This is a genomic window from Lachnospira eligens (genome assembly GCF_009680455.1).
Classification (GTDB): Bacteria; Bacillota; Clostridia; order Lachnospirales; family Lachnospiraceae; genus Lachnospira; species Lachnospira eligens_A.
The window spans coordinates 194,013-215,440 of sequence record NZ_WKRD01000003.1 but is presented as its reverse complement, the minus strand read 5'-3'; the positions used below and the strand labels follow the sequence as shown (position 1 = coordinate 215,440).

16 protein-coding genes and 1 pseudogene are annotated in these 21,428 nt (G+C 34.4%); 1 reads left to right on the top strand and 16 read right to left on the bottom strand.

Annotated features, from left to right (window positions below; translation table 11 throughout):
- Positions 1 to 299 precede the first annotated feature (299 nt).
- From GKE48_RS04980 to GKE48_RS04955, 6 genes are all read right to left on the bottom strand, one after another.
- A complete protein-coding gene (locus GKE48_RS04980) occupies positions 300 to 1,865 on the bottom strand; it encodes a BCCT family transporter (RefSeq protein WP_154300566.1) in 1,566 nt (521 codons plus the stop codon).
- Entirely contained in the window at positions 1,866 to 2,585 is a 720-nt protein-coding gene (locus GKE48_RS04975; RefSeq protein WP_055214339.1) for an NTP transferase domain-containing protein, read from the bottom strand.
- On the bottom strand, positions 2,586 to 4,355 hold the full coding sequence (locus GKE48_RS04970; RefSeq protein ID WP_154300565.1) for an NTP transferase domain-containing protein: 1,770 nt from the start codon (positions 4,353 to 4,355) through the stop codon (positions 2,586 to 2,588).
- Between the two features lie 439 nt (positions 4,356 to 4,794).
- Positions 4,795 to 6,276 carry a UDP-glucose--hexose-1-phosphate uridylyltransferase gene (locus GKE48_RS04965; RefSeq protein ID WP_154300564.1) on the bottom strand — a complete coding sequence of 494 codons (1,482 nt, stop codon included), beginning with the start codon at positions 6,274 to 6,276 and terminating at the stop codon, positions 4,795 to 4,797.
- A 10-nt stretch (positions 6,277 to 6,286) separates the two neighbouring features.
- Positions 6,287 to 7,270, bottom strand: coding sequence for a UDP-glucose 4-epimerase GalE (gene galE / locus GKE48_RS04960; RefSeq protein WP_118264850.1), 984 nt, complete (start codon positions 7,268 to 7,270; stop codon positions 6,287 to 6,289).
- Between the two features lie 20 nt (positions 7,271 to 7,290).
- Positions 7,291 to 8,568, bottom strand: a complete 1,278-nt coding sequence (locus GKE48_RS04955; protein ID WP_154300563.1) for a galactokinase — start codon at positions 8,566 to 8,568, stop codon at positions 7,291 to 7,293.
- Between the two features lie 465 nt (positions 8,569 to 9,033).
- Between GKE48_RS04955 and GKE48_RS04950 the strand changes: the two genes are divergently transcribed.
- A complete protein-coding gene (locus GKE48_RS04950) occupies positions 9,034 to 9,888 on the top strand; it encodes an AraC family transcriptional regulator (RefSeq protein ID WP_118264852.1) in 855 nt (284 codons plus the stop codon).
- An 85-nt stretch (positions 9,889 to 9,973) separates the two neighbouring features.
- On the opposite strand, the gene GKE48_RS04945 is transcribed toward GKE48_RS04950, so the two are convergent.
- The 10 genes and pseudogenes from GKE48_RS04945 to GKE48_RS04900 all read right to left on the bottom strand — a co-directional run bounded on the left by GKE48_RS04945 (position 9,974) and on the right by GKE48_RS04900 (position 21,390).
- On the bottom strand, positions 9,974 to 10,768 hold the full coding sequence (locus tag GKE48_RS04945) for an AraC family transcriptional regulator (RefSeq protein ID WP_330583090.1): 795 nt from the start codon (positions 10,766 to 10,768) through the stop codon (positions 9,974 to 9,976).
- Positions 10,769 to 10,944: 176 nt separating this feature from the next.
- A complete protein-coding gene (locus tag GKE48_RS04940) occupies positions 10,945 to 11,892 on the bottom strand; it encodes a beta-galactosidase small subunit (RefSeq protein ID WP_055175255.1) in 948 nt (315 codons plus the stop codon).
- A complete protein-coding gene (locus tag GKE48_RS04935) occupies positions 11,876 to 13,777 on the bottom strand; it encodes a glycoside hydrolase family 2 TIM barrel-domain containing protein (RefSeq protein ID WP_154300562.1) in 1,902 nt (633 codons plus the stop codon). Before GKE48_RS04935 ends, GKE48_RS04940 begins: the two co-directional genes overlap by 17 nt.
- Before the next feature lie 11 nt (positions 13,778 to 13,788).
- Positions 13,789 to 13,998 (bottom strand): annotated as a pseudogene (locus tag GKE48_RS15070) (alpha-L-fucosidase); the annotation flags it as partial.
- A gap of 13 nt (positions 13,999 to 14,011) precedes the next feature.
- On the bottom strand, positions 14,012 to 15,373 hold the full coding sequence (locus tag GKE48_RS04925) for an MFS transporter (RefSeq protein ID WP_154300561.1): 1,362 nt from the start codon (positions 15,371 to 15,373) through the stop codon (positions 14,012 to 14,014).
- Positions 15,374 to 16,468: 1,095 nt separating this feature from the next.
- Complete coding sequence (locus tag GKE48_RS04920) at positions 16,469 to 16,840, bottom strand: hypothetical protein (RefSeq protein ID WP_055214355.1); 372 nt, start codon at positions 16,838 to 16,840, stop codon at positions 16,469 to 16,471.
- 711 nt (positions 16,841 to 17,551) lie between these two features.
- Positions 17,552 to 18,349: a tyrosine-type recombinase/integrase gene (locus tag GKE48_RS04915; RefSeq protein WP_055214357.1), complete on the bottom strand. Its 798-nt coding sequence runs from the start codon at positions 18,347 to 18,349 to the stop codon at positions 17,552 to 17,554.
- Positions 18,336 to 19,418 (bottom strand): hypothetical protein, encoded by a 1,083-nt coding sequence (locus GKE48_RS04910; protein WP_154300560.1) that lies wholly within the window; start codon positions 19,416 to 19,418, stop codon positions 18,336 to 18,338. Before GKE48_RS04910 ends, GKE48_RS04915 begins: the two co-directional genes overlap by 14 nt.
- 23 nt (positions 19,419 to 19,441) lie before the next feature.
- Positions 19,442 to 20,584: an abortive infection system toxin AbiGii family protein gene (locus GKE48_RS04905; protein WP_055214361.1), complete on the bottom strand. Its 1,143-nt coding sequence runs from the start codon at positions 20,582 to 20,584 to the stop codon at positions 19,442 to 19,444.
- Positions 20,581 to 21,390 carry an abortive infection system antitoxin AbiGi family protein gene (locus tag GKE48_RS04900; protein WP_055214363.1) on the bottom strand — a complete coding sequence of 270 codons (810 nt, stop codon included), beginning with the start codon at positions 21,388 to 21,390 and terminating at the stop codon, positions 20,581 to 20,583. Before GKE48_RS04900 ends, GKE48_RS04905 begins: the two co-directional genes overlap by 4 nt.
- Between the last annotated feature and the right edge of the window lie 38 nt (positions 21,391 to 21,428).

Sequence of the window (21,428 nt, the reverse complement as noted above, 5' to 3'; positions counted from 1 at the left end):
CATCCCATTCATTATCATTAATCCACCCATTCCCAATCCTATCCGTACACCCAGCAATCATCTCATCATCCGAAATATAATTTACAATATTACACATAGGAATATTCATGGTTACAAGTATATCTTGCAAAGGCAGTTTATTTTCTAAAAACATAAACCCGAATAGACATTTTCAGAAATTAGCGGGAGAAAAATTATTATAAAACCTGACCCTTTTATATCCAACTGCAAAGATTCTGATTATTATCAACACATTTTTATATTGTACTTTTAAAATTCAACATGCTATCCTGTCAAATTTATTTTTCGTTGTCAACATTGTCAACCTCTTGCTGACCGTTTTCTTCCACATTTTCCATATATTTTTTGGCATCCTTCATAAAGCTAACCGCAATCATCACAATTACCGCTCCAATCGGGAATGCCGCCACAATACTCACCGACTGAAGATTGTTCATAGAACTTTCTGCAAACAACAATGCAATCGGAAGCAAAATCAGCAAAATACACCACATCAACTGAATGCCCTTATTCGGTTGCTCACCATCTCTCAATGTGTGATAGCTGTAGCAGGATGCTGTCAATGCAATTGAGTCAAAAGACGTCGCATAAAAAGCAATCATTGTCAACAAAACAACTACCATAATAACAGGCGCACCCGGCATCGTCTTAATGATAGATACGATCATCCCATACAGGTCACCGCTCTCCAGATACTGTGCAATAAAGTCAGCTTTTCCGGTCACCTGCATTCCCATAGAGTAGTTACCCAGTACAATAAAGCTCGTCAATGTGGAACCAACACCAAATATATAGCCACCAAGAATTGTCTGACGCACTGTTCTGCCACGAGAAATGCTTCCGATAAAGAACGGAGCAGCCACACACCAAACCATCCAATAAGCCCAATAGTAAATCGTCCAATTCTGCGGAAAGTTCGATGTACGGAGCGGGTCAGTAAATGTAGACAGATCAACAAAGTTCTGTATCATTCGACCAAGTGAAGAAAAACCAGTTTCAATAATGTACCGTGTTTCTCCACCAAACAGAAGCACAAAGGCAATCAGACCAAAGAACATATAAATACAAATGTTTGCCAACTTGCTGATTCCCTTAAATCCATGCAGTAAGGAATATGTATATACAGCGCAGGTAATCAGAAGAATAATAATGTTGATTACAGTACGACTAACGGCAACATGGAATAGTTCGCCAATAATAGTTGCCATCAGCGGTGTTGCCACGCTAAATGTGGTAGCACTACCAGCAAGGAGTGCGAACACAGCTAACATATCAATAATGCGACCTGCCCAGCCATCAGTATGCTTTCCAAGAATCGGGCGGCAAGCCTCTGAATATTTCTGACGATTCCTTTTTCTTACATGGAGCATAAAGCCAAAGGCAACAGCCAGTACCAGATAGAATCCCCACGGAATGAAGCTCCAATGGAACAGTGGATATACGCCTGCCCAATCCTGAATACTTCCCATCTCTGTCAGATGCGGATCAGTTGCATACAACACCCATTCAGAAAACGAATAGAACAGAATATCTGCTGCAAGACCACAGGTGAACATCATTGAACCCCACACAAAAAAAGAATACTTCGGCTTCTCATTTTGCTCGCCAAAAACTATGTTACCGTACTTAGAACCAGCAATATACAGAGAAAGAATGAAAATTCCCAATCCAATTACTAAGTAATATGTTCCAAAAGTATCATCTAAAAAAAAACGAATCTGACTCAGTACTGCATTCGATTGTTCTGGTGCCAAAAAGAATAGAACACATAATGCAATTACGATTGCCAATGGCACCAGTGTTATCATCCAGTCTATTTTTGCATGTTCTTTTTTAGTATTCATTTACTTTTCCTCCACATATTTTTTATAGCTGGCATCTAGAGCAATTAGCTCACTCAGATTATCCACCTCTATAATATCATCTCTATTCATAGGACGGATACCCAATTGATACTCCTTTGGGTAGCAGAACATCGCCACATCATCCCAGTAGATTTGTTGATTCTTCTTTTGTTCAAACTCAATTTCGAGATGACGTTTTAGTTTTTTCCCATCCTCTGCAGTCCAGCGGGAAATACTGTACAGCTGCCATCCGCCTTTTCCACCTGTCCGACTGCATGCCGTAACAATGCCATTCTCAACAGTCTGAAGCCACTCATCCGTTTCACCATCTGTCCAAACACTGTTATAACCAGAGCGTTCAAATTCTGGTGCAAGAATTTCAGGATTATAAATAATCTGATCACCATCCAGAATAATCGCATTTTCAATATGCTCTCGTGCTACATAAAGGGAAGATATATTGTTGCAAGTATCATAGTATGGATTTTCAATCAACCTGACACCAGAATACTCCTTTTCAAGTGTCACAAACTGTTCTTTAAGATAACCGACAACAACATAAATTTCATAAATTTCATTTTCATGCAGACCATCAATGACTGTGTCGATCATCCGCACCCCATTCACTTTAACCATCGGTTTCGGTGTTGACAGTGTCACTGGGTGCATTCGATTTCCTAAACCAGCTGCCATAATAATAGCTCTTTCTACTTTTGGCATTTACTCTTCCTCCCCTTGCTTTTTCAATTCTTCTTGAACGATTCGATAGTAATCCTTTGCATATCGGTACTGTCGAAGCGAATACTCACCAAACTCCACACCGAGATTTCTCTTATACTCACACCAGTTGCTCCATAAAAGTCCGCAAGCTGCAATATAACAATAAATCTTGATTCTAATCTCATCACTACAGCCTTCAGTAAAGTAGGCTGCAATTAATTGATCAACCTGACGTTTATTATAAAGAGAATAAATACAGAACATTGCAACGTCCACATGAGGATCCTGCATTCCTGCATACTCCCAGTCAATCAGTCTGATTTCTTCTTTTCCATCCTTCTCCACAAAAAGGAAATTATCCGGTACTGCATCAATATGAGTCAGAACTTTTTCTCCCACATGTGCATCAATATAAGGCTTTAGTGACAAAACATTTGCTTTTGTTTTCTCATAATCCTTATAAATAGAAGGCATTCCATCCCACAGTGTTTCGTAGAACTCCGTCTGCCAAAAAATATCAAACTCATGATTTACTTTTAATTTCAAGTCATGGAACGCATGTAGCCGCATCATACATTTCTTAACGTCTTCGTAGTTCAATGGATTACATACTCTTGCGCCTTCCAAGAATTCCGTGATTTTATAGCCATTTTGTGGGTTGATATACGCAATATCATCGCAGATGTGCTTTCCTTCAATAACTTGATAAACTGCTGCCTCCTGACGACGATTGATAAGCTTGTCAGTTCCCTCACCCGGAATACGCATGATATATTTTTTCCCTTTGCAAGTAAACAGAAAAGACCGATTTGTCATACCTTTTTTCAAAACAGTAATATCCGTAACCGCTTCCGGCTTTGCTTTTAGAGCATTGCAAATCGCCTGAATTGCATCTGTTTTCAACTGATTAGAATTGCTGTCGATTTCCCGTAGTTGCTCATAAGTATTGATTTCCACTACATCTGCTGAATGAACCACGCGAGCTAGTACTATCATCCGATCCTTGTTATAAAGAGCTTCCTCCCAGAATGCTCCATCATACCGCTGATTTTTACATAACTCTTCAATACATTTCGCAACTGTATCGGCATCCTCTTTTACCAGATAGCAGATACCAATCATTGCATTGCCACCAGAACTTTCTGGCACAGTTACCAGTTCCATTTTACGATTAACGCGAACATTGCTTTCATTGACCACCATGTCACTAACCATATACCAGGAATACAATTCATGGCGATGAAACGGATTTCGATCACACCAAATATCACAAGGAATAATATAAGCATTCTCCAAATGTTCTTTTACAAGTTTGATCGAATGTAAATTGTTCTTTGCCGCATAATCAGCATTAACTACGAGTTCTACACAATATTCATCAATCAAGTACTCATATTTTTCTTTCATGAAACCTACAACCACATAGATTTCTTTAATCCCCACTTCATGAAGCTGCTTGATAATACGTTCAATTAATGGCTCACCATTGACTTTCAAAAGACCTTTTGGCATTTCCGTATTAATGGGAACCATCCGCATACCGAATCCCGCTGCCAGGATAACTGCACGCTGTGGAGTTTTCTGTTTGAATTCTGTAATTGCTTTCACTGTTGGACGTATAGATTCATCTAAATAATCAGCTTTGATAAGTTCCTTTAGTGAACGGTTTACTACTCCTAATGAATGACCTGATACTTCTGCCAGAATCCTTTGATTGATAAATGGTTCCAATAAAAGCGTATTCAAGATATCGCTTTCTTGTTTGTTCATTATTTTCTATTTCCTTTCTTTCATGATTTTTCTTATCTTTCTTTTCGTGAACACCTTGTTAAACATAAGCCTCCATTTCTGGAGGTTGTGTTCATTTCTGTTTATATTTGTACTAAATTTCTCTATAATATTTTTTATAAAATCAGGTGTGGCAGTATTGGTGATTTCAAATGTAACTCCATTGGTTTTTATTACAGCAGCTATCGTATTATCTTTAAAATAACTGTCATCATTTTTATTTTTACATACAGTATGTGTAACAGTTAATTCTGTTGATGCCGGAACTTCTTTAGTTACAATAAATGTTTATATCCATAGTACCTAAATAAAATCTGAATACAGTTTTACAACTTTCCTCAGCTTTCTGTCTGCTTACTTTTACGAATTTCTTACACTGTAAAGTTTATGATGTGATCTATTAAAACCACTGTGAAGATTTTTATAGTACTGACAAAAACCGTTTAAATGCAGCAAATCCCTTTTCTGTGCGTTTATATACACCTGCACATTCCAGAACTTGCACAAAACAATCTGCAATTTCCTTCTGAATAATACTCTCTATATTTTCTGTTGTAATATCATAAGAGTCCAGCCATTCATCTACCCAGTCAGCATGAATTTTTATTTCCTCTATATCATGAATATTTTTCCCTTCAATAATAGCTTTTGCAAGTATATCCATTTCTTTTTTCAGCCTGGAAGGAAGTACTGCAAGCCCCATCACTTCTATCAATCCAATATTTTCTTTTTTAATGTGATGCAGTTTTTCCTCTGGATGATACATACCCCATGGCCTGTCCTCTGTCGTAATATTATTTCTGAGAACCAAATCCATTTCATATAAATTCCCATTCATACGTGCAATTGGCGTAATTGTATTATGTGGTACTCCATCTGTTTCGCTAAAAATAAATGCCTCTTCATCCGTATACCCACGCCACTTTTGCAAAATATAGTCAGACACTTTTGCAAGTCTTCCAATGCTGCTTCCCTGCAATCTTATGACTGACAGTGGCCACTTAACACACCCCGCTGTCACATCTTCAAATCCTGCAATCTCAAACATATACTCATATGGAGCTTCTGCCATAGCAAAAGTATATGCTCCACCCTGAAAATGATCATGGCTAAGAATTGAACCTCCTACTATCGGCAAATCCGCATTTGAGCCTAGTGTATAATGTGGAAACTGTCTTACAAAATCCAATAACTTTACAAAAACAGCTTCATCAATCTTCATCGGTGTATGTTTTGCATTAAACACAATACAGTGCTCGTTATAATACACATAAGGCGAATACTGCATATAATAATCTTGTCCATCTAGCTTTAGTGGAATAATTCTATGATTTTGCCTTGCCGGATGTGAGAGTGTTCCTGCATATCCCTCATTTTCTGCACATAACAAACATTTAGGATAATCATTCTTTGCTTGAGTTGCTGCTCTCGCTATGTCCCGTGGATCTTTTTCTGGTTTAGAAAGATTAATTGTAATATCTATCTTGCCATACTGTGTGTCTGCTTTCCATTTTTTATCTCTTGCAACTCTGTCCTTACGTATATAATTTGTATCCTGACTGAACTGATAATAGAAATCGGTTGCTTTTTTTGGATTTTTGACATACAAATCTGTAAATTTTGCTCTGACCACAGAGGGTGCAGGTGTTAAAATCCCCATAATTTTAGTATCAAATAAATCCCTGTATACATTTGTATTTTCAGGTATCAATCCATGCTCCGCTGCATAATCAGTCATATCAGATAGAATTTCTGATAACTGTCTGATTGCTTTATCCGTCTGAGTATAACTGTCAAGTCTAAACAACTCTAAAAGTCTGTTAATCACATAAATTTTATCGTCTTCCTCAACCAATCCTTTTTCAATACCGTAACCTACTAATTCTGAAATAAGTTCATTCATGTTATACCTCCTAGTATCCGTCCGGATGATTTACATGCCATTTCCATGCTGTTGAAATAATCGTCTCTAGATCTGCATACTGCGGTTTCCACCCAAGCACTTTCCTTGCCTTTTCACTGGATGCTATCAACACTGAAGGATCACCAGTTCTTCTTTCTTCTTCTCTTATAGGAATTGTATGATTTGTTACCTTTCTTGCTGTCTCAATAACTTCTTTTACTGTAAAACCTACCCCATTACCAAGATTAAAAATATTGCTTTCTCCGCCTTTTGAGAGGTATTCCATTGCAAGGATATGTGCCTGAGCTAAATCATTTACATGGATATAATCTCTTACACAGGTTCCATCCTTTGTGTCATAATCATTTCCAAATACAGATATGTATTCTCTCTTTCCGTTCGGAACCTGCAAAACAAGCGGTATCAAATGTGTTTCTGGATTATGTGCCTCTCCGATTTTTCCATTCGGGTGTGCTCCACAAGCGTTAAAATACCGAAGTGAAACATATCGTAAGTTATACGCCTTAGATGTCCATTTAAACATTTTTTCCATTGACAACTTTGTTTCACCATAACAGTTTGTTGGAAGTGTACGATCCGTTTCCAAAATAGGTATACTTTCTGGCTCTCCATATGTAGCTGCGGTTGATGAAAATACAATCTTATCAATGCCATGCTCAACCATACTTTCAAGCAACACTTCTGTTCCACATAAATTATTATTATAGTATTTCAGTGGATTTTTCATACTCTCTCCAACTTGTGAGCTGGCAGCGAAATGAATAACACCATCTATCTTTTCTTTTGATAAAATATTATCAAGGAATATCTTGTCCCTTATGTCTCCTTCATAAAACTTTGCCTGAGGATGTACTGCCTCTTTAAACCCTGTAAGCAAATTATCAACTACAATTACTTCATAACCTGCATCAACCAGCTCATATACTGTGTGTGAACCAATATAACCAGCCCCGCCTAAAACCAAGATTCTCATAATAATACCTTCTTTCTAATTCATAACACTTTTATGCCACCATATTTTCTTATTCTCAAATCTTTACAAGAATCTTTACCAAATATTTTATCCATTTCGTATTTGTAATTCTCCACATATCCATTCTTCACAAACGCCTGTATGGTTCCAGCAAAACCTCCTCCATGTACCCTGCATACACCATTTTGTCCCAAAAACATTTCGCTTACAAATAATGCCAAAGATACATTCTGATTTTTTATATCCTGATTTGAGTAAACATTCTGCAGATATTTAAAAGAAGAATTGCCTGACGCTTTCACATCATCTAGAAATGCTCCTATATTTCCTGCTTTCAATGCACTTACTTCTTTTTGTACTCTTTTATTTTCATAGATAAAGTGCAATGCCCTAAGGACACATCTGTCTCCAAATTTTTTTCTTAAATCAGTAATATTATCCAATACATCATTTATAGATATGTCGCGCAACACTTCTTTTCCAAAATATTTTGCAACCAGTTTCATTTCCTTTGGAATTGCTGCATATTCGTCTGTTAAATCAGCATGTGAACCTTTTGTATCTGTAATACATAACCTATAACCATACTTTTCCATATCAAAATCAATTTTTTCTACATATGGGTATTCTGGGTTGGCAAAATCAATATGTACAAGATTACCAATTGAACTTGCCATCTGATCCATCAGACCACAAGGCTTTCCGAAATAAACATTTTCAGCATACTGTCCAATAATGGCTATCTCTGTTGCTGAAACTGTTCCACAATTATAAAGTCCTGATAAAATTGTCCCAATCAAAGTTTCAAATGCTGCCGAAGATGAAAGTCCCGCACCAATCAGCACATCACTTGTTATATATGCCTGAAAACCTCCAACTGCATATTTTCTCTCAAGAAATCCAGAAACCACACCTTTTATCAAAGCCTTTGTTGTTTCCTTTTCTTTTTCCTTTACAGATATATCATCAAGCCGGATAATGATTTCATCATAGTTATCAGAAACCAATCTGATTACATTATCATACGTCTTTTTAACGATCCCAATAGTATCAAGATTAACTGAGGCTGCCAAAACCTCTCCGTTCTGATGATCTGTATGGTTACCACAAATCTCAGTTCTTCCCGGAGCACTGAATATTTCCACATCTCCCGGCTTATAGCACTGCTCGAATTTCTTTATTGCATTGATATAGCGTTCTCTTTGATAATAAATTTTCGTCTTATCAGCATACACATCAAAAAGTCTCTCATCATACACGCCATCTAGGAAACTTTGTATCAATATATCTGTCTGCATCTCAATCACCCCACTTAAATCAACATTTATCGGATAATATATAATAACGAATAATTTTTATCAGCCGATCATATCTAATTATACTTACTAATAGAAATTAATCCTATTGTTATTCTTTATTATCCGTAAAATCACCTTGCATTCTTGTTATACATAATATACAAAAAATAGCCCAAAAAATCCATATCATAAATTGTACAGATTATGCACAAAACAATATTATTAGTCATCCCAGTTAAGCATAATTTTTATTTTCCTAATCCATTATGATTTTTCATTCAAAGCCTATAATTCAAATAATTTATAACATTACATTAGTTTGTTTCATTTATGACTTGTTTTATTAAAGTAAATAGACATTATATGCATAAAATGATAAAATAACATTGTGTATTTAATGATTTCCTATATTTACAACAGTATATATGCATATTATTTTTTAATTACACGTAAAGGGGGCTTTATATGTATACCAATAACGCATACTTGAACAATTCCACTATTGACAGGAAAGATAAATCAAAGGAACTAATTATAACCATGTGTGGTACCTATAAGCTATATACTAAACCAAAACTCCCTACATGGCGCCCGCGTGGCAGACTGGATTTCCAATTACTTTTTATCGCATCTGGAAAAGCCCACTTCCATTTTAATAATGATTCAGATGAAACCATCGTTCATGCTGGTCATATGGTATTATACAGACCTAAAGAACCTCAAAAATATGAATATTATGCAAAAGATAATGTAGAAGTTTACTGGGTACATTTCACTGGGAATAATGTTACCAATCTTCTTCGTTCCTATGGATTAACTGATGACAAAAGAGTTTTCTACTGTGGTTCTGGATCTGAATATCAGATTCTGTTTCGTGAAATGATCAAAGAACTGCAGATGTGTCAGAATGGATATCCTGAAATGCTAGAAATGTATCTACGACAAATTTTTATAAGACTACATCGGAATTTTTTATCTTCTGTATCTCATGATAATACACATAAAGCTGATGAAATAGACAATGCTGTTTCATACTTTAGTGAACATTATAATGAACCAATTAATATTGATAGCTATGCAGAGCAAAATAATATAAGTACAAGCTGGTTCATTCGTAATTTCCGCTTATATACTGGTATTACACCTAAACAATTTATTATGCGTAAAAGAATATACAATGCAGAAGCACTTCTGCAGAATCCTCAATATAACATTAACGAAATTGCCAGGATTGTGGGCTATGAAAACCCTCTGTATTTCAGCCGAATATTTCAAAAGTTAAAAGGTTTATCACCATCTGAATACAGAAAAAACATATAACTAAAAGCAGAGAATATAGGTTCTCTGCTTTTTCTAATAATATGCATATTATTTGTGGGGAATTTGGCCATCAACATATAAAATATTATTTATCATGTTCCATCCTTTTTCTATATTCTCTAGGTGTAATTTTATATCTATCCTTAAATACACGGTTAAAAGTTCTTTGACTTTCAAATCCGCAATCAAGACATATGTTTGTTATAGAATCCATCGTGTTTTCAAGTTCTGCAACTGCATAATTTAACCGGACTCCATTCACATATTTACTAAAATTACAATGAAATGTCTTCGCAAACATTCTTGATAATACATATTTGCTTACACACAATTCATATGCCATTTTTTCAAGGCTGATGTTTTCTCTAAAATTTTTGGCTACATATTCCACCGCATTGTAAATAAGATCGTCTCTTCCTACTGCACTTTTATTAATCAATGGCATTGTTGTGAAAACATGTGCTAAAATCATCTGTGCATATGCCTTTATCAGCATTGGATTGCCATCTGTTATTTCTGCCAAATATTTTATAGCATTTACTACATCCGGATGCACTTTTCTTTTTTTCACAACTGGATTTTCAGGACTGTAATTCTGAAGTTCTTTATAGTATGAGGGAAATAGTTTTGGATCAAGATATAAATATATTACCTTATTCTTCTTTTGCCCAAAAACTTGATAATGATGTATTACGTTAGGGAATATTATTGCAAAATCCCCTTCATCCATATGGAACAATGCAGGCCCCACTCCAAGTTCTACTTCTCCATCCGTTACATACACAACTTCTATTGCTTCATGCAGATGCGGCGGCACATGTACTGGTTCTTTCCACTCGGATGATAATCCCGTATTTTTATTTTCATATACCAATAACACTTACAAGCAACTCCTTTTATTTATAATCCCTGTTTCTTCACTACCCTTCTTGTTTTAATTATTCGACCAACCAAATCCACTGTAGGTCCCAATGTAACCACCATTAATATAGTTATCACAAAAAAATTCTTTACCCAGTCTTTGGTAATCTTAAACTTCATATTCTCATCCCGCGATTAACATATGCTAAAGGAATAATCCTTATCATCTTCTGCACTGATATGATATTCTTCTTCTACATCAGTTCCCCAGCTGTCAATGCCTCCAACACCTCTTACTGCACCATATACACATAAAACAGTTCTTCTTGCTGGTGGCAGTTCTTCATGATGGAGGGCATTTTCAATCTCCGATGCCGTATAAGGCAGACAAGAAAACGCAAAATTTTTGTCATTTTTTTCAATTCGTAAAATTTGAGATAAGCTGTCCGTCCTGCTGTTATCAAGCGTTGTATGTCTTGTAACTTCAAGCCACTCTGTATCCATTCTCATACCACATTCCTGTGGAACAAGATATTGTGTAAGACTCAGGTCATTAATCTCATAGATTCCTTCTTTGGCTCCTGCCTTTCTATCAGGATATGTTTCCCCAGACAGTCCCTTATATAAATATTTGTCTGCCAGGGTTGGCATAATAAACCTCATTCCAAATACAGGAAATTCTGGAAGTCCCTGTACCCCATTATAATGTACATCCACACGGATCTTTCCAGATACGTCAACCGTATAGCTTACAAGTACAGTTGTCGCTGGAGTTGTTATGGTCTCATATGTATATTTTACGACAATTTCATCAGCATAAACATCACAACCATAGCTATTATTATCTGGTGCATAAGGTTTTTGTTCCTTACCATCCATGATAACCTGAACTTCTTTACAGTCAATAAACATATCTGCTGAAAGCCAGCTACCGCTTTTAATGTGGAACCTGCTTCCTCTGTCATTATCTGTCAATGCTCTCCAGAAAGTAGGTTTAGGACAGCGATACAGCCACTCGTAGCCATTTTTAACGATAGATTCCAATCCACCTTGTGCATAAGAAAAAATATAATCATATCCTTCTCCATGTACACCAAGTGTATAGTCACCATAGACAACTCTTAATTTATCTGTATAAGCCATAGTAGTACCTCACTTCCTGCATCGCTGGTTTTTCTTTCCTGTCAGCAAATACAATTCCATTTGCTGAGAATTCATAGTCTGCTGGTTTATCGTCAAAATCTCCGCCATATCGTAAAACATCTTTTCCTGTCACTGGATCCTTTACCATAATTGCCTGGTCAATATAGTCCCATATAAATCCACCATGATACATATCATATTTGTCAATCAGTTTCATATACGAGCCAAGTCCTCCCATGGAATTTCCCATATCATGCATGAATTCACATAAAATATATGGTTTCTTCGGACTGTTGTTCAAATATTTCTCTACATCCTCTGGCTTCGCATACATTCTGGTCTCTAAATCAGAAATTGTATCCTCGTATGCCCTATTATAATAAGCACTCTCATAATGAACTAATCTTCCATCCTGCTTTTCAGCAAAATAAACATTCATTGCCTCTATGTCGTCACCTGCATATGATTCATTTCCTAATGACCAGAAAAGGATGGATGTATGATTTTTAAAAGTTTCAAAATTATTTTTTGCCCGATCAATTACGGCACCCTTCCACTGTGGAAAAGATCCTGGTACATTACATGATGGTTCAATTGCACCTAACTTCTGGAACGAACCATGGCTTTCCAAATTTGTTTCTGCCATCACATAAATACCTGCATTGTCACACATATAGTACCATGGTATCTGATCAGGATAGTGGCAGGTACGCACAGAATTAATATTATTCCTTAACAAACAGGATATATCTGCTTTCATATCTTCTATACCAATGCATCTTCCTGTTTTTGCATTCCACTCATGACGGTTTACACCTGTAATAATAAGGCGTTTTCCATTTAAATAAATTATTTTATCTATAATCTCTATTCGTCTAAAACCGATATCATAAGGGATTACCTCTGCCAAGGAACCATCCTCAGCTTTAAGTTCAACATAAGCATGATACAAATATGGGTTATGATTATCCCACAGTTTAACATTTTCTAAATCAACACATATCGTACCTTCTAAATAGTCATTATCTTTATTTAGCTGTATGGATTTCTCTACTAATACATTTTCTTCCCTGTCTTTTAAAATAAAGCCTGCAGTTACATTCTGACCATCAAGGGCGGACACTTTCATGTTTACAGTTATACTTCCGCTTACATTATCACGGTTTAATACTGGTTTGAACCAAACATCCTCCAAATGAAAATCTGGTATTGCCTTCAAAGTAACATTTCTGAAAATTCCAAAGAATCTGAAAAAGTCTTGATCCTCTAAAAATGCTGCAGTACTCATCTTATGTACCTGTACTGCCAGTACATTTCCCTTTTCCCTAATATATGGTGTCAAATCAAACTCAGAAGGTGTGAAGCTGTCCTCGGCATAACCTATAAACTGACCATTAAGCCAAAGATACATAGCTTCTTCTACACCTTCAAAGCAGATATGGATTCTCTTTCCACACATGCTTTTTTGCAAATCAAAGTATTTTATATAAGAACCCACCGGATTGTACTTTGCCTCTGAAAACATTCCTTTTTCTGCTCCAGTTGCCTCCATACTATAGGCTCCTCTGTGGTACTCTTTTCCTTCCCATGGATACATAGTGTTGATATAACGGATTTTATCATATCCAGCCAGTTCAATATGTCCTGGAACCATAATTTTATCAAATCCTGATGTATCAAATGTATCTTTATAAAAATCAACAGGTCTTTCCATCACATTTTTGCTGTAAGCAAACTCCCATTGACCATTTAATGACTGTAATAATGGATTTTTTTCTTTTTTCATGTCTGAATAATCCAGATAATAACAATGATCACTATGTGGTTCCAATTGATTTACTTTAAACACTTCTGGATTGTCCAGCCATTTCATATCAGCATTCATATTTTTCCTCACTTTCCATATAGCCCATAATTTCTGTCCCATGGTGAGAGATAGACACCAAACTTCAGACCATATTCCTTACACGCCTCTGCTGTTTCACGCACAATATCACCTTTCCCATTCTTATAAGGTGAGTTTTTAATGCTGTGCTCTGTATACTTGCTTGGTCAGAGGCAAAAGCCGTCGTGATGCTTACAGGTAAGTATCAATCCTTTCATTCCTTTATATTCCATATCAACATTCCTCCAACTGTTTTTTTAGTTTTTCGTTTGCATCTTCAACATTCATTCTTGACATGATGAATGTAATTATTAATGATAATACCATAGGAATCCATAAATACATAATATGAAGCATATTTAAGCAAGAGGCCGGCTGCACCGCTGCTTCCTTAACAAATCCGCTTGCATCAAGCAACCATCCACATAATGCAACTCCGATTCCTCCTCCGATTTTCGTACCAAAAGATGTGCATGAATACATAGTTCCATCAATGTGTTTATGCTTTGTAAGATAAGTATATTCTGAACAGCTTGCAACAACTGCTCCCATATCACCCTGCCACGGTGCCATTCCAAGTGCTGCAATCGCTGTAAATGCAAGCATAAGTGGAACGCTTCCCATATAACCTGCAAAGATGACTCCGACACGTCCCACTGTTCCAAGAACATAGCCTGCAAAGTTCATTCGATATAAACCTTTCATTTTTTCCACCAGCATAGGAGTGATGCACATTGCGATAATAACAGGGATATTAATTGCCCATGAAAATACGGAATACAGATTTTCATTTTTCAAAATATAAATCATATAATAAATGCCCATATTTAACATAGCTGAATAAATCTGCTGACAAATATAAGTTGCACAAATCATAAGATAATATTTATTAGAAAATAAAAGTTTTGCAGCCTCTATTAGTCCATACTTTTCTTCTGTGTGATTCTTCCCCGCTTTTAATTCTTCTTCTGGAAGCTCCTTAATTGAAAAAACTGAAATTGTATTTACAATCAATCCAATAATGGCATATACAACGGCAACCATTCTCCATGCTGCTGCCCCACCGCCTGCTGCTCTTACAAACTGTACTGTAACAGACTGAATAAGTAAGTTTGTTGAAAATGCAAAGATAAATCTCCATGATCCCATCTCTACACGTTCCCTGCTGTTTTTTGTACAAAAAGTAACTAATGATGCATATGCTATATTGTTTGCAGTGAAAAATACTGCATTTAACAATGTATATGCTATAAAGAACCATACATACTGTGCAGTTGTCCCAAGACTGTCTGGAATCGCGAAATTTGCAACAAGTGTTACGGCACAACCTATATACGCATATAACATCCATGGTCTAGCTTTTCCAAGTCTACTTTTTGTTTTATCAATCATGGTTCCAAAAAACATATCGCTGATTCCATCAAACAACTTTGATACCATAATCAGCGTTCCGATAATACCCGGATTTAAACCTACCGTATTTGTCAGATACAGCATTACAAATGATGAGAGAAATGCATACACAACATTTCCTGCAAAATCTCCTGATCCATAGCCTACCTTGTTATACCATTTCAGGTACCTCTTTGCTTCCATGTGAAACTTCTCCTTTCAAAATATCAATTATTTTATTCCCACAATTTTGTTATATCAAAGATATAACAAATATATGTAAAAGACAATTTCATAAATTATACAAAGTATGCACAAAATGATACGACTGTAATAATTCACATATACAAGTAATCTGAAATTTTTACATTTCAATTAAAAAAGTAGAAAAAATCTCATGTGCATTGCACACAGAGCTTTTTTCTACTTTTATCACAACGTAACTATTCTCATATTTGCTACTGATTATTTTCCTAGAATAATCTAATGTATTTCTGTTAAAATATTTATTTTCTTAGTTTTTATATAAAAAATCTTTAAGCAACTTTTGACTACTTATTTCTTCATTTTGGCAAGTATTTTTGCTTTTTATATTCTATAACAAAACATAATCAGAAAGGAGATGAAATTCTATGAAAATCAAATTACATAATTTTATTAATAAGTTACTTAGCTTTTATGCAATCTTCTTTACTCATCGTTTTTATCCGATGTAATATGCATAGTCTACCAAATAGTTTTAATTTATAATAATAATTTTATATCCTTTTATAGACTATTGGTTCATCATATCCAAATGTACTTTTTCCATTTATCTCCATAGTTGCAGATACTTCTAGGCTTGTATCAGAGAACTTATTGTTCTATAATATCCAATTATATAGTTGCTCATAGGAAGTTCCACAAATGAAGCTGCCTACTTTTTAAGATTGTGCTGTGTTTCCAGCTCTTTAGCGTTCAATAATTATAACCTCCTGAAAAATTTGTGATAGTTGTACAAATTGTACAATTCGTTAAAATCGTACAACTTGTACAACTGGATTATTATGATTATATCAATTTTTTCAAGGTATTTGTAGGTACATGGGTTGGAGCGTTTTCTTTGATATAATGTTTATTTTTCTTTTAAATTTTTGATTTATCAATATTATCCTGCCTATATGGGCTAATGTTATTATTTTATTATCGGTTTTGATAACAATCGCTCCGTAACTGTGTATAATGGCAATATGTTCGGATTCAGATTATATGCCATTTTATTTAGTAATACGATAAAAATTTTCGTTCTTCCTTCACAAACTATTTTCCCAAACTAATCCAAATTTTTGGCGTTAAATTCAGAGCCACCACCGCCTTTTTAAAATCATTCAATGCATCCAATAGATGAAATGGTTTAAAGTCTGAAAGTTTGATTAAATTCTTTCGATTAACCAACATCCATAAGCATACACTACGTCCATTAAACACATTTTCTCCTATTTCTCCCGCATTAGCTAATCTCAAAGATGTTGTAGCCTGTTTTACCAAATAAACTAAATCTGCCTGTTGATGCTGATCCTTTATCATAACTACGCTCTCATCGTCTATAAGATCTGCCTTCTCTATGCAATATTCCCCATCAATATACACATTGTCTTTATGTAATTGTGTATATTTATCACTTGCTACCAACGCATCAATTTCCTTTAATAATTGAGATAATTTGCCATATACCTGATAATATATCTTTTCTATTTCTGTATCTTCTTTCTTTATAAAATCATAGTACTCTGGCTTAACTCTTGAAATGTCATGCGTTTTTCTATTATTGAAAACTTTTTGAAACTCAGTGCAATGAAGAACTGGATTATTCTGTTCTATAAAATCATTATCCCATACTAAAGATTTTATTTCATCTAATTTCTGCTCTAACCTTGGTATACCATCTTTTTTATAGCAATTCCAGCAATAGCAAATGTCTTTGAAGCTTTAAATTCACTTTCATCCAAATATAGAATATACTCATCTTTCATCTTATAGCACCCTATAACTTTCATTTAATTTGATTTTAATATTCGTGAAAATTTTTCTATGTATTCTCTGTATATTTTCTTTTCATTCAATCCATTAGTTATTTATTTAAATACATTCTAAACCGTAAATACATCAATTTACCACTAATATTTATGATGTAACAATTTATTAAGCAATTACAATTTAATTTTTTATCACTGCTACTTTCTACTTACTATTCTCATACTCCTCCAACACCCTCCAACACCAATCCTCAAGGATATAACCATCCCCATTCCCAATCCTATCCGTACACCCAGCAATCATCTCATCATCCGAAATATAATTTACAATATTACATATAGGAATATTCATAGTTACAAGTATATCTTATAAAGGCAGTTTATTTTCTAAAAACATAAACCTGAATAACCATTTTCTGAAATTAGCGGGAGAAAAATTATTATAAAACCTGTCCTCTCTGTCAATATTCTTAATGCTTTCCAAAATGCCATTAATTCCACCTTCTGGCAACGGCTTTAACCACTGTGTTCTGGAATTACCAAAAATGTATTCAGCATTATTAGTTTTCATCGCCAGTAATTCTCTTATGCTATTGCGCAAAATTGCCGGCATAACCATAAATCTGCTGTTATTACCGTTTCCTATCTTAATAGTCTGACAATTATCGCCAATGTCACTCCATCTTAATTCGCAGATTCTCCTTCTCTCCATTCCAAAGCATAGCAAAATCAAGAAAACAGCTTTATTTCTGACTCCATTTCTCTGCCTCTCAATATGCTTAATAATCCTTACAATCTTCTTAATATCAGCTGTTTTCATAGCTCTGTCGCGTTCAATTAATATATCCTCACACCGCTTCAAAATCACGCCGCTGCCAATATCAAAATTCTTATTATGTGCCCGGCTAAGAATAAATGACTTAATATAAAAGAATTGATTCTTTGCTGTATTCGCAGTTTTAATATTACTGCTTTTTCTTATGTATTCCTCATATGCATTAAGCGTAATATTTTCGTAGCATGACTTAGCATCATCACTGTAACTACCTTTATATTGTAATGTATAATATGCAAAAAATCTCTTATTACAGCTCCAGTAAACATCCCAGCTATTGCATTTAGCAGATGGGAAAAATGTATTCTTAAATAATCTAAATTTCTCCATATCTAACGGATTTATCTTTTAAATAGGAAACATATTTCTCTATTTCATCATTTGAAGTATCATATGGAATTATATTTAACATTCCTTCTCTTTTCATAACTTTATATAATTTTGCACAACTCTGTGCCTCCTCATACACATCAGTTGGTACCTTATCTCCTAATAAAATATAATTATCCAACCGCATCATTTTCATTATATCTTGATTAATTTTAGATTCATTTCTTAACATTGTTACAACATATCCCATATCATATATATTTTGCAAATATATATCGTTCTTTGCATCTAGAACGAACAAAACTAATGCATCTAAATTCCCCCAATCCATTGTTTTATATATTCCTTTTTTCTTATTAAACATATATGTATAAAACTCCTCAAAAGATGTTGAGAAATGTATGCAAACAAATCCAATATTAAGCATTTTAATTTCAGCATTAACTTTCCCGTCAAATTTTTCTGCTATCTTCTTAATATTTCTATTTAAAGCAGAATAATAGGTACTATGCTCTAATTCGATTGCCTCAGGATGTTCTTTTTTCAATAAATTATAATCAATATCATCATTAATTAATTGTTTTATTAAGACAGTACCATCCTTTACTGTGTGAATATCCAGATTATCTTCCTTCTCAAAAGGATCACATCTCATAGTTTTAACTTCTATATTCACCAGATATTCAATAGGATATCGAAACAATAATGAATATTCCAGCATCTTACCATTATGCATGATTTCTTTGGGTTCATATATTACAGCTGATATATTTTTATAATTTTTAATCAGAATATAATATAATATTAGAATCTCATCTATACCTTCTAAATATTTAGGCATAGAAAATTTATTATTTTCTACTCCATTACACTTATGCAATAAACTTATAGGAACATCACTGTTCTCTCCCAATATCATTTTTAAGATTATAATAATATCAATTATTCTTGAGTTAGGTGTATTAGGATAATTCAAAAAAGGATGCCCTTTTGGCAACATCATTTTATTAATTTCTCTTAATATACCATTCTTTATTTCATTGTATTTGTATGCCACAAAATCCTGCACAATATACCCCCTGTTAGTAAGTATCATACATAATATTTTCTAGATAATTTCCATTTTCCATCAACTGGATCTGATATATATATTTCAGCTGCTTCTTTTTTATCATCATCCCATTGGATATTGGTTATGATAAAATCGTACATCTTAGTATGACTATATATGTCAAATACCGCTCCCAATAATTCTGCATGAATTGGACCTTCTTTAAACTCAGTACTTATTTTTTCCTTGCCTATTACTTTTTCAAGTTCACCTTTTTTATCTTTAAATCCACCAACATGAAAATGATCAAATGGATGTTCCCAGATGATTTCTTTATCATTAAGAATACTCTGATTCAGATAAGCAAAAAACCTTGCATCCTCCTCTGTAAATTCTGCACCAGGATTAAATGTAACCCCCAATTTCTGTTCCAGCTTTCGTGCAGTTTCCCAGAATTTTATACTATCATTCCATTGTTCTATATTCAAATTTTTAACATCTACCGCTGGCTGAGATATCATTTTGCCATTAATTTTAACGGTTCCGTTGCATAATCCTTGAAATACATGTATTGCGGCTATAGCATCAGATACACACTCTGCCTTGGTAGGTGTAATCGTATAATCAACCCTTGAATTAGCATCTTTTTCTGAAACATAGAATTTAATCTGTAATGCTGGGAAATTGATATTAGTAAAGAAAGATTCCTCAAAACTTGGGTATGGCTTTCTTTCAACACTTAGCGCAACTATATCTCCCTCTATAGTTTCGAAAATAATATCTTTAGCTGGTGGAAATGGTTCCGGATACATATATGTCTCGCACAACTTAGGTGGGTCTTCTAATGGATTTCCAACAGTATTTTCCAATGGAATTTTTTTTTCTTTGTTACCTATTGACGCACTCTTTACCGGAATCTTCAACTGCATTCTATATATATATTCCAGCCATTTATCTCTTGGTATATCTTTCAACTGGCTATCTATAAACTCTTTATCAATAATAGTACTAAGAGACATTGTCTCATGTAAGCACTCCCGTCTTGGTCCTACAAAATATGTACCATCATCCCTCTTATAATATGTGAAATTAGATGGTAATTTTTCTGAAAGCACTTCTAATACTTCCTGTGGAATATCATCATCCGTTTCTTTATTAAATGTATCATAGAAATCTGCAATCATACCAAATCCTCCGTAAACCTGTTACTTATCTGTATTTTAGATATTAATAAATACTTCTTGGCATTATCAAGCGGTAATTCCATAATTGCATCTATTATTGTCTGCAATGCCACTTCATCTGGAACAACAATATATATCAAATCATTCCAGTCAAACTTCACCCATGTTTCAGGATGCTTTTCCAGCACATCTGAATATGTATTCTTTCTCTTTTCTGTGATCTTATTATCATTTATTATCAAAGGAATACTTGAAATAGATTTGCAATCAGGGATATATCTCCACTCACATTCATCCTGAAATATATACATTTTATATTTTCCGTTTTTTTCAACCAAATTCGATATAGGTTTCATATATAACAATGTGCTAAGCAGATAATTCAACAAAACCTCATCTTCTTTATGTGCTTTCTTACCTACATTGTAATTAGCATTAAAAGCCTCTTTAAAATCTGCGACAAGTGGAGAAGCTGGATTCATATAGTGAATTGGTTGAATTCTATTATTTCTTATAACCTTATTCTTGTCCAATGCTATTCCATATCCACCATAACTAGTCATATGATTTCCTACTTTGGAAAAAGGTATATCACAGAAACAAGTCATAGGAAACGCTATTCTTTTAAGTCCGTCAACCTTAAGGTAATCTAATGGCTCAGTAACATATCTTGGAATAATAGCCTGGTTTTTCAATATTTTAATAAGATATTCTGGTTCTCTCATATAATTACATAACACATTAGAACTATTATGCCAATGTAAATTCTGTTCTAACTCTGGCGTTTCTTTAAAATCAATCTCCATAAATGCGCCTTTCTAAATTAATCTCATTATTTGTATGT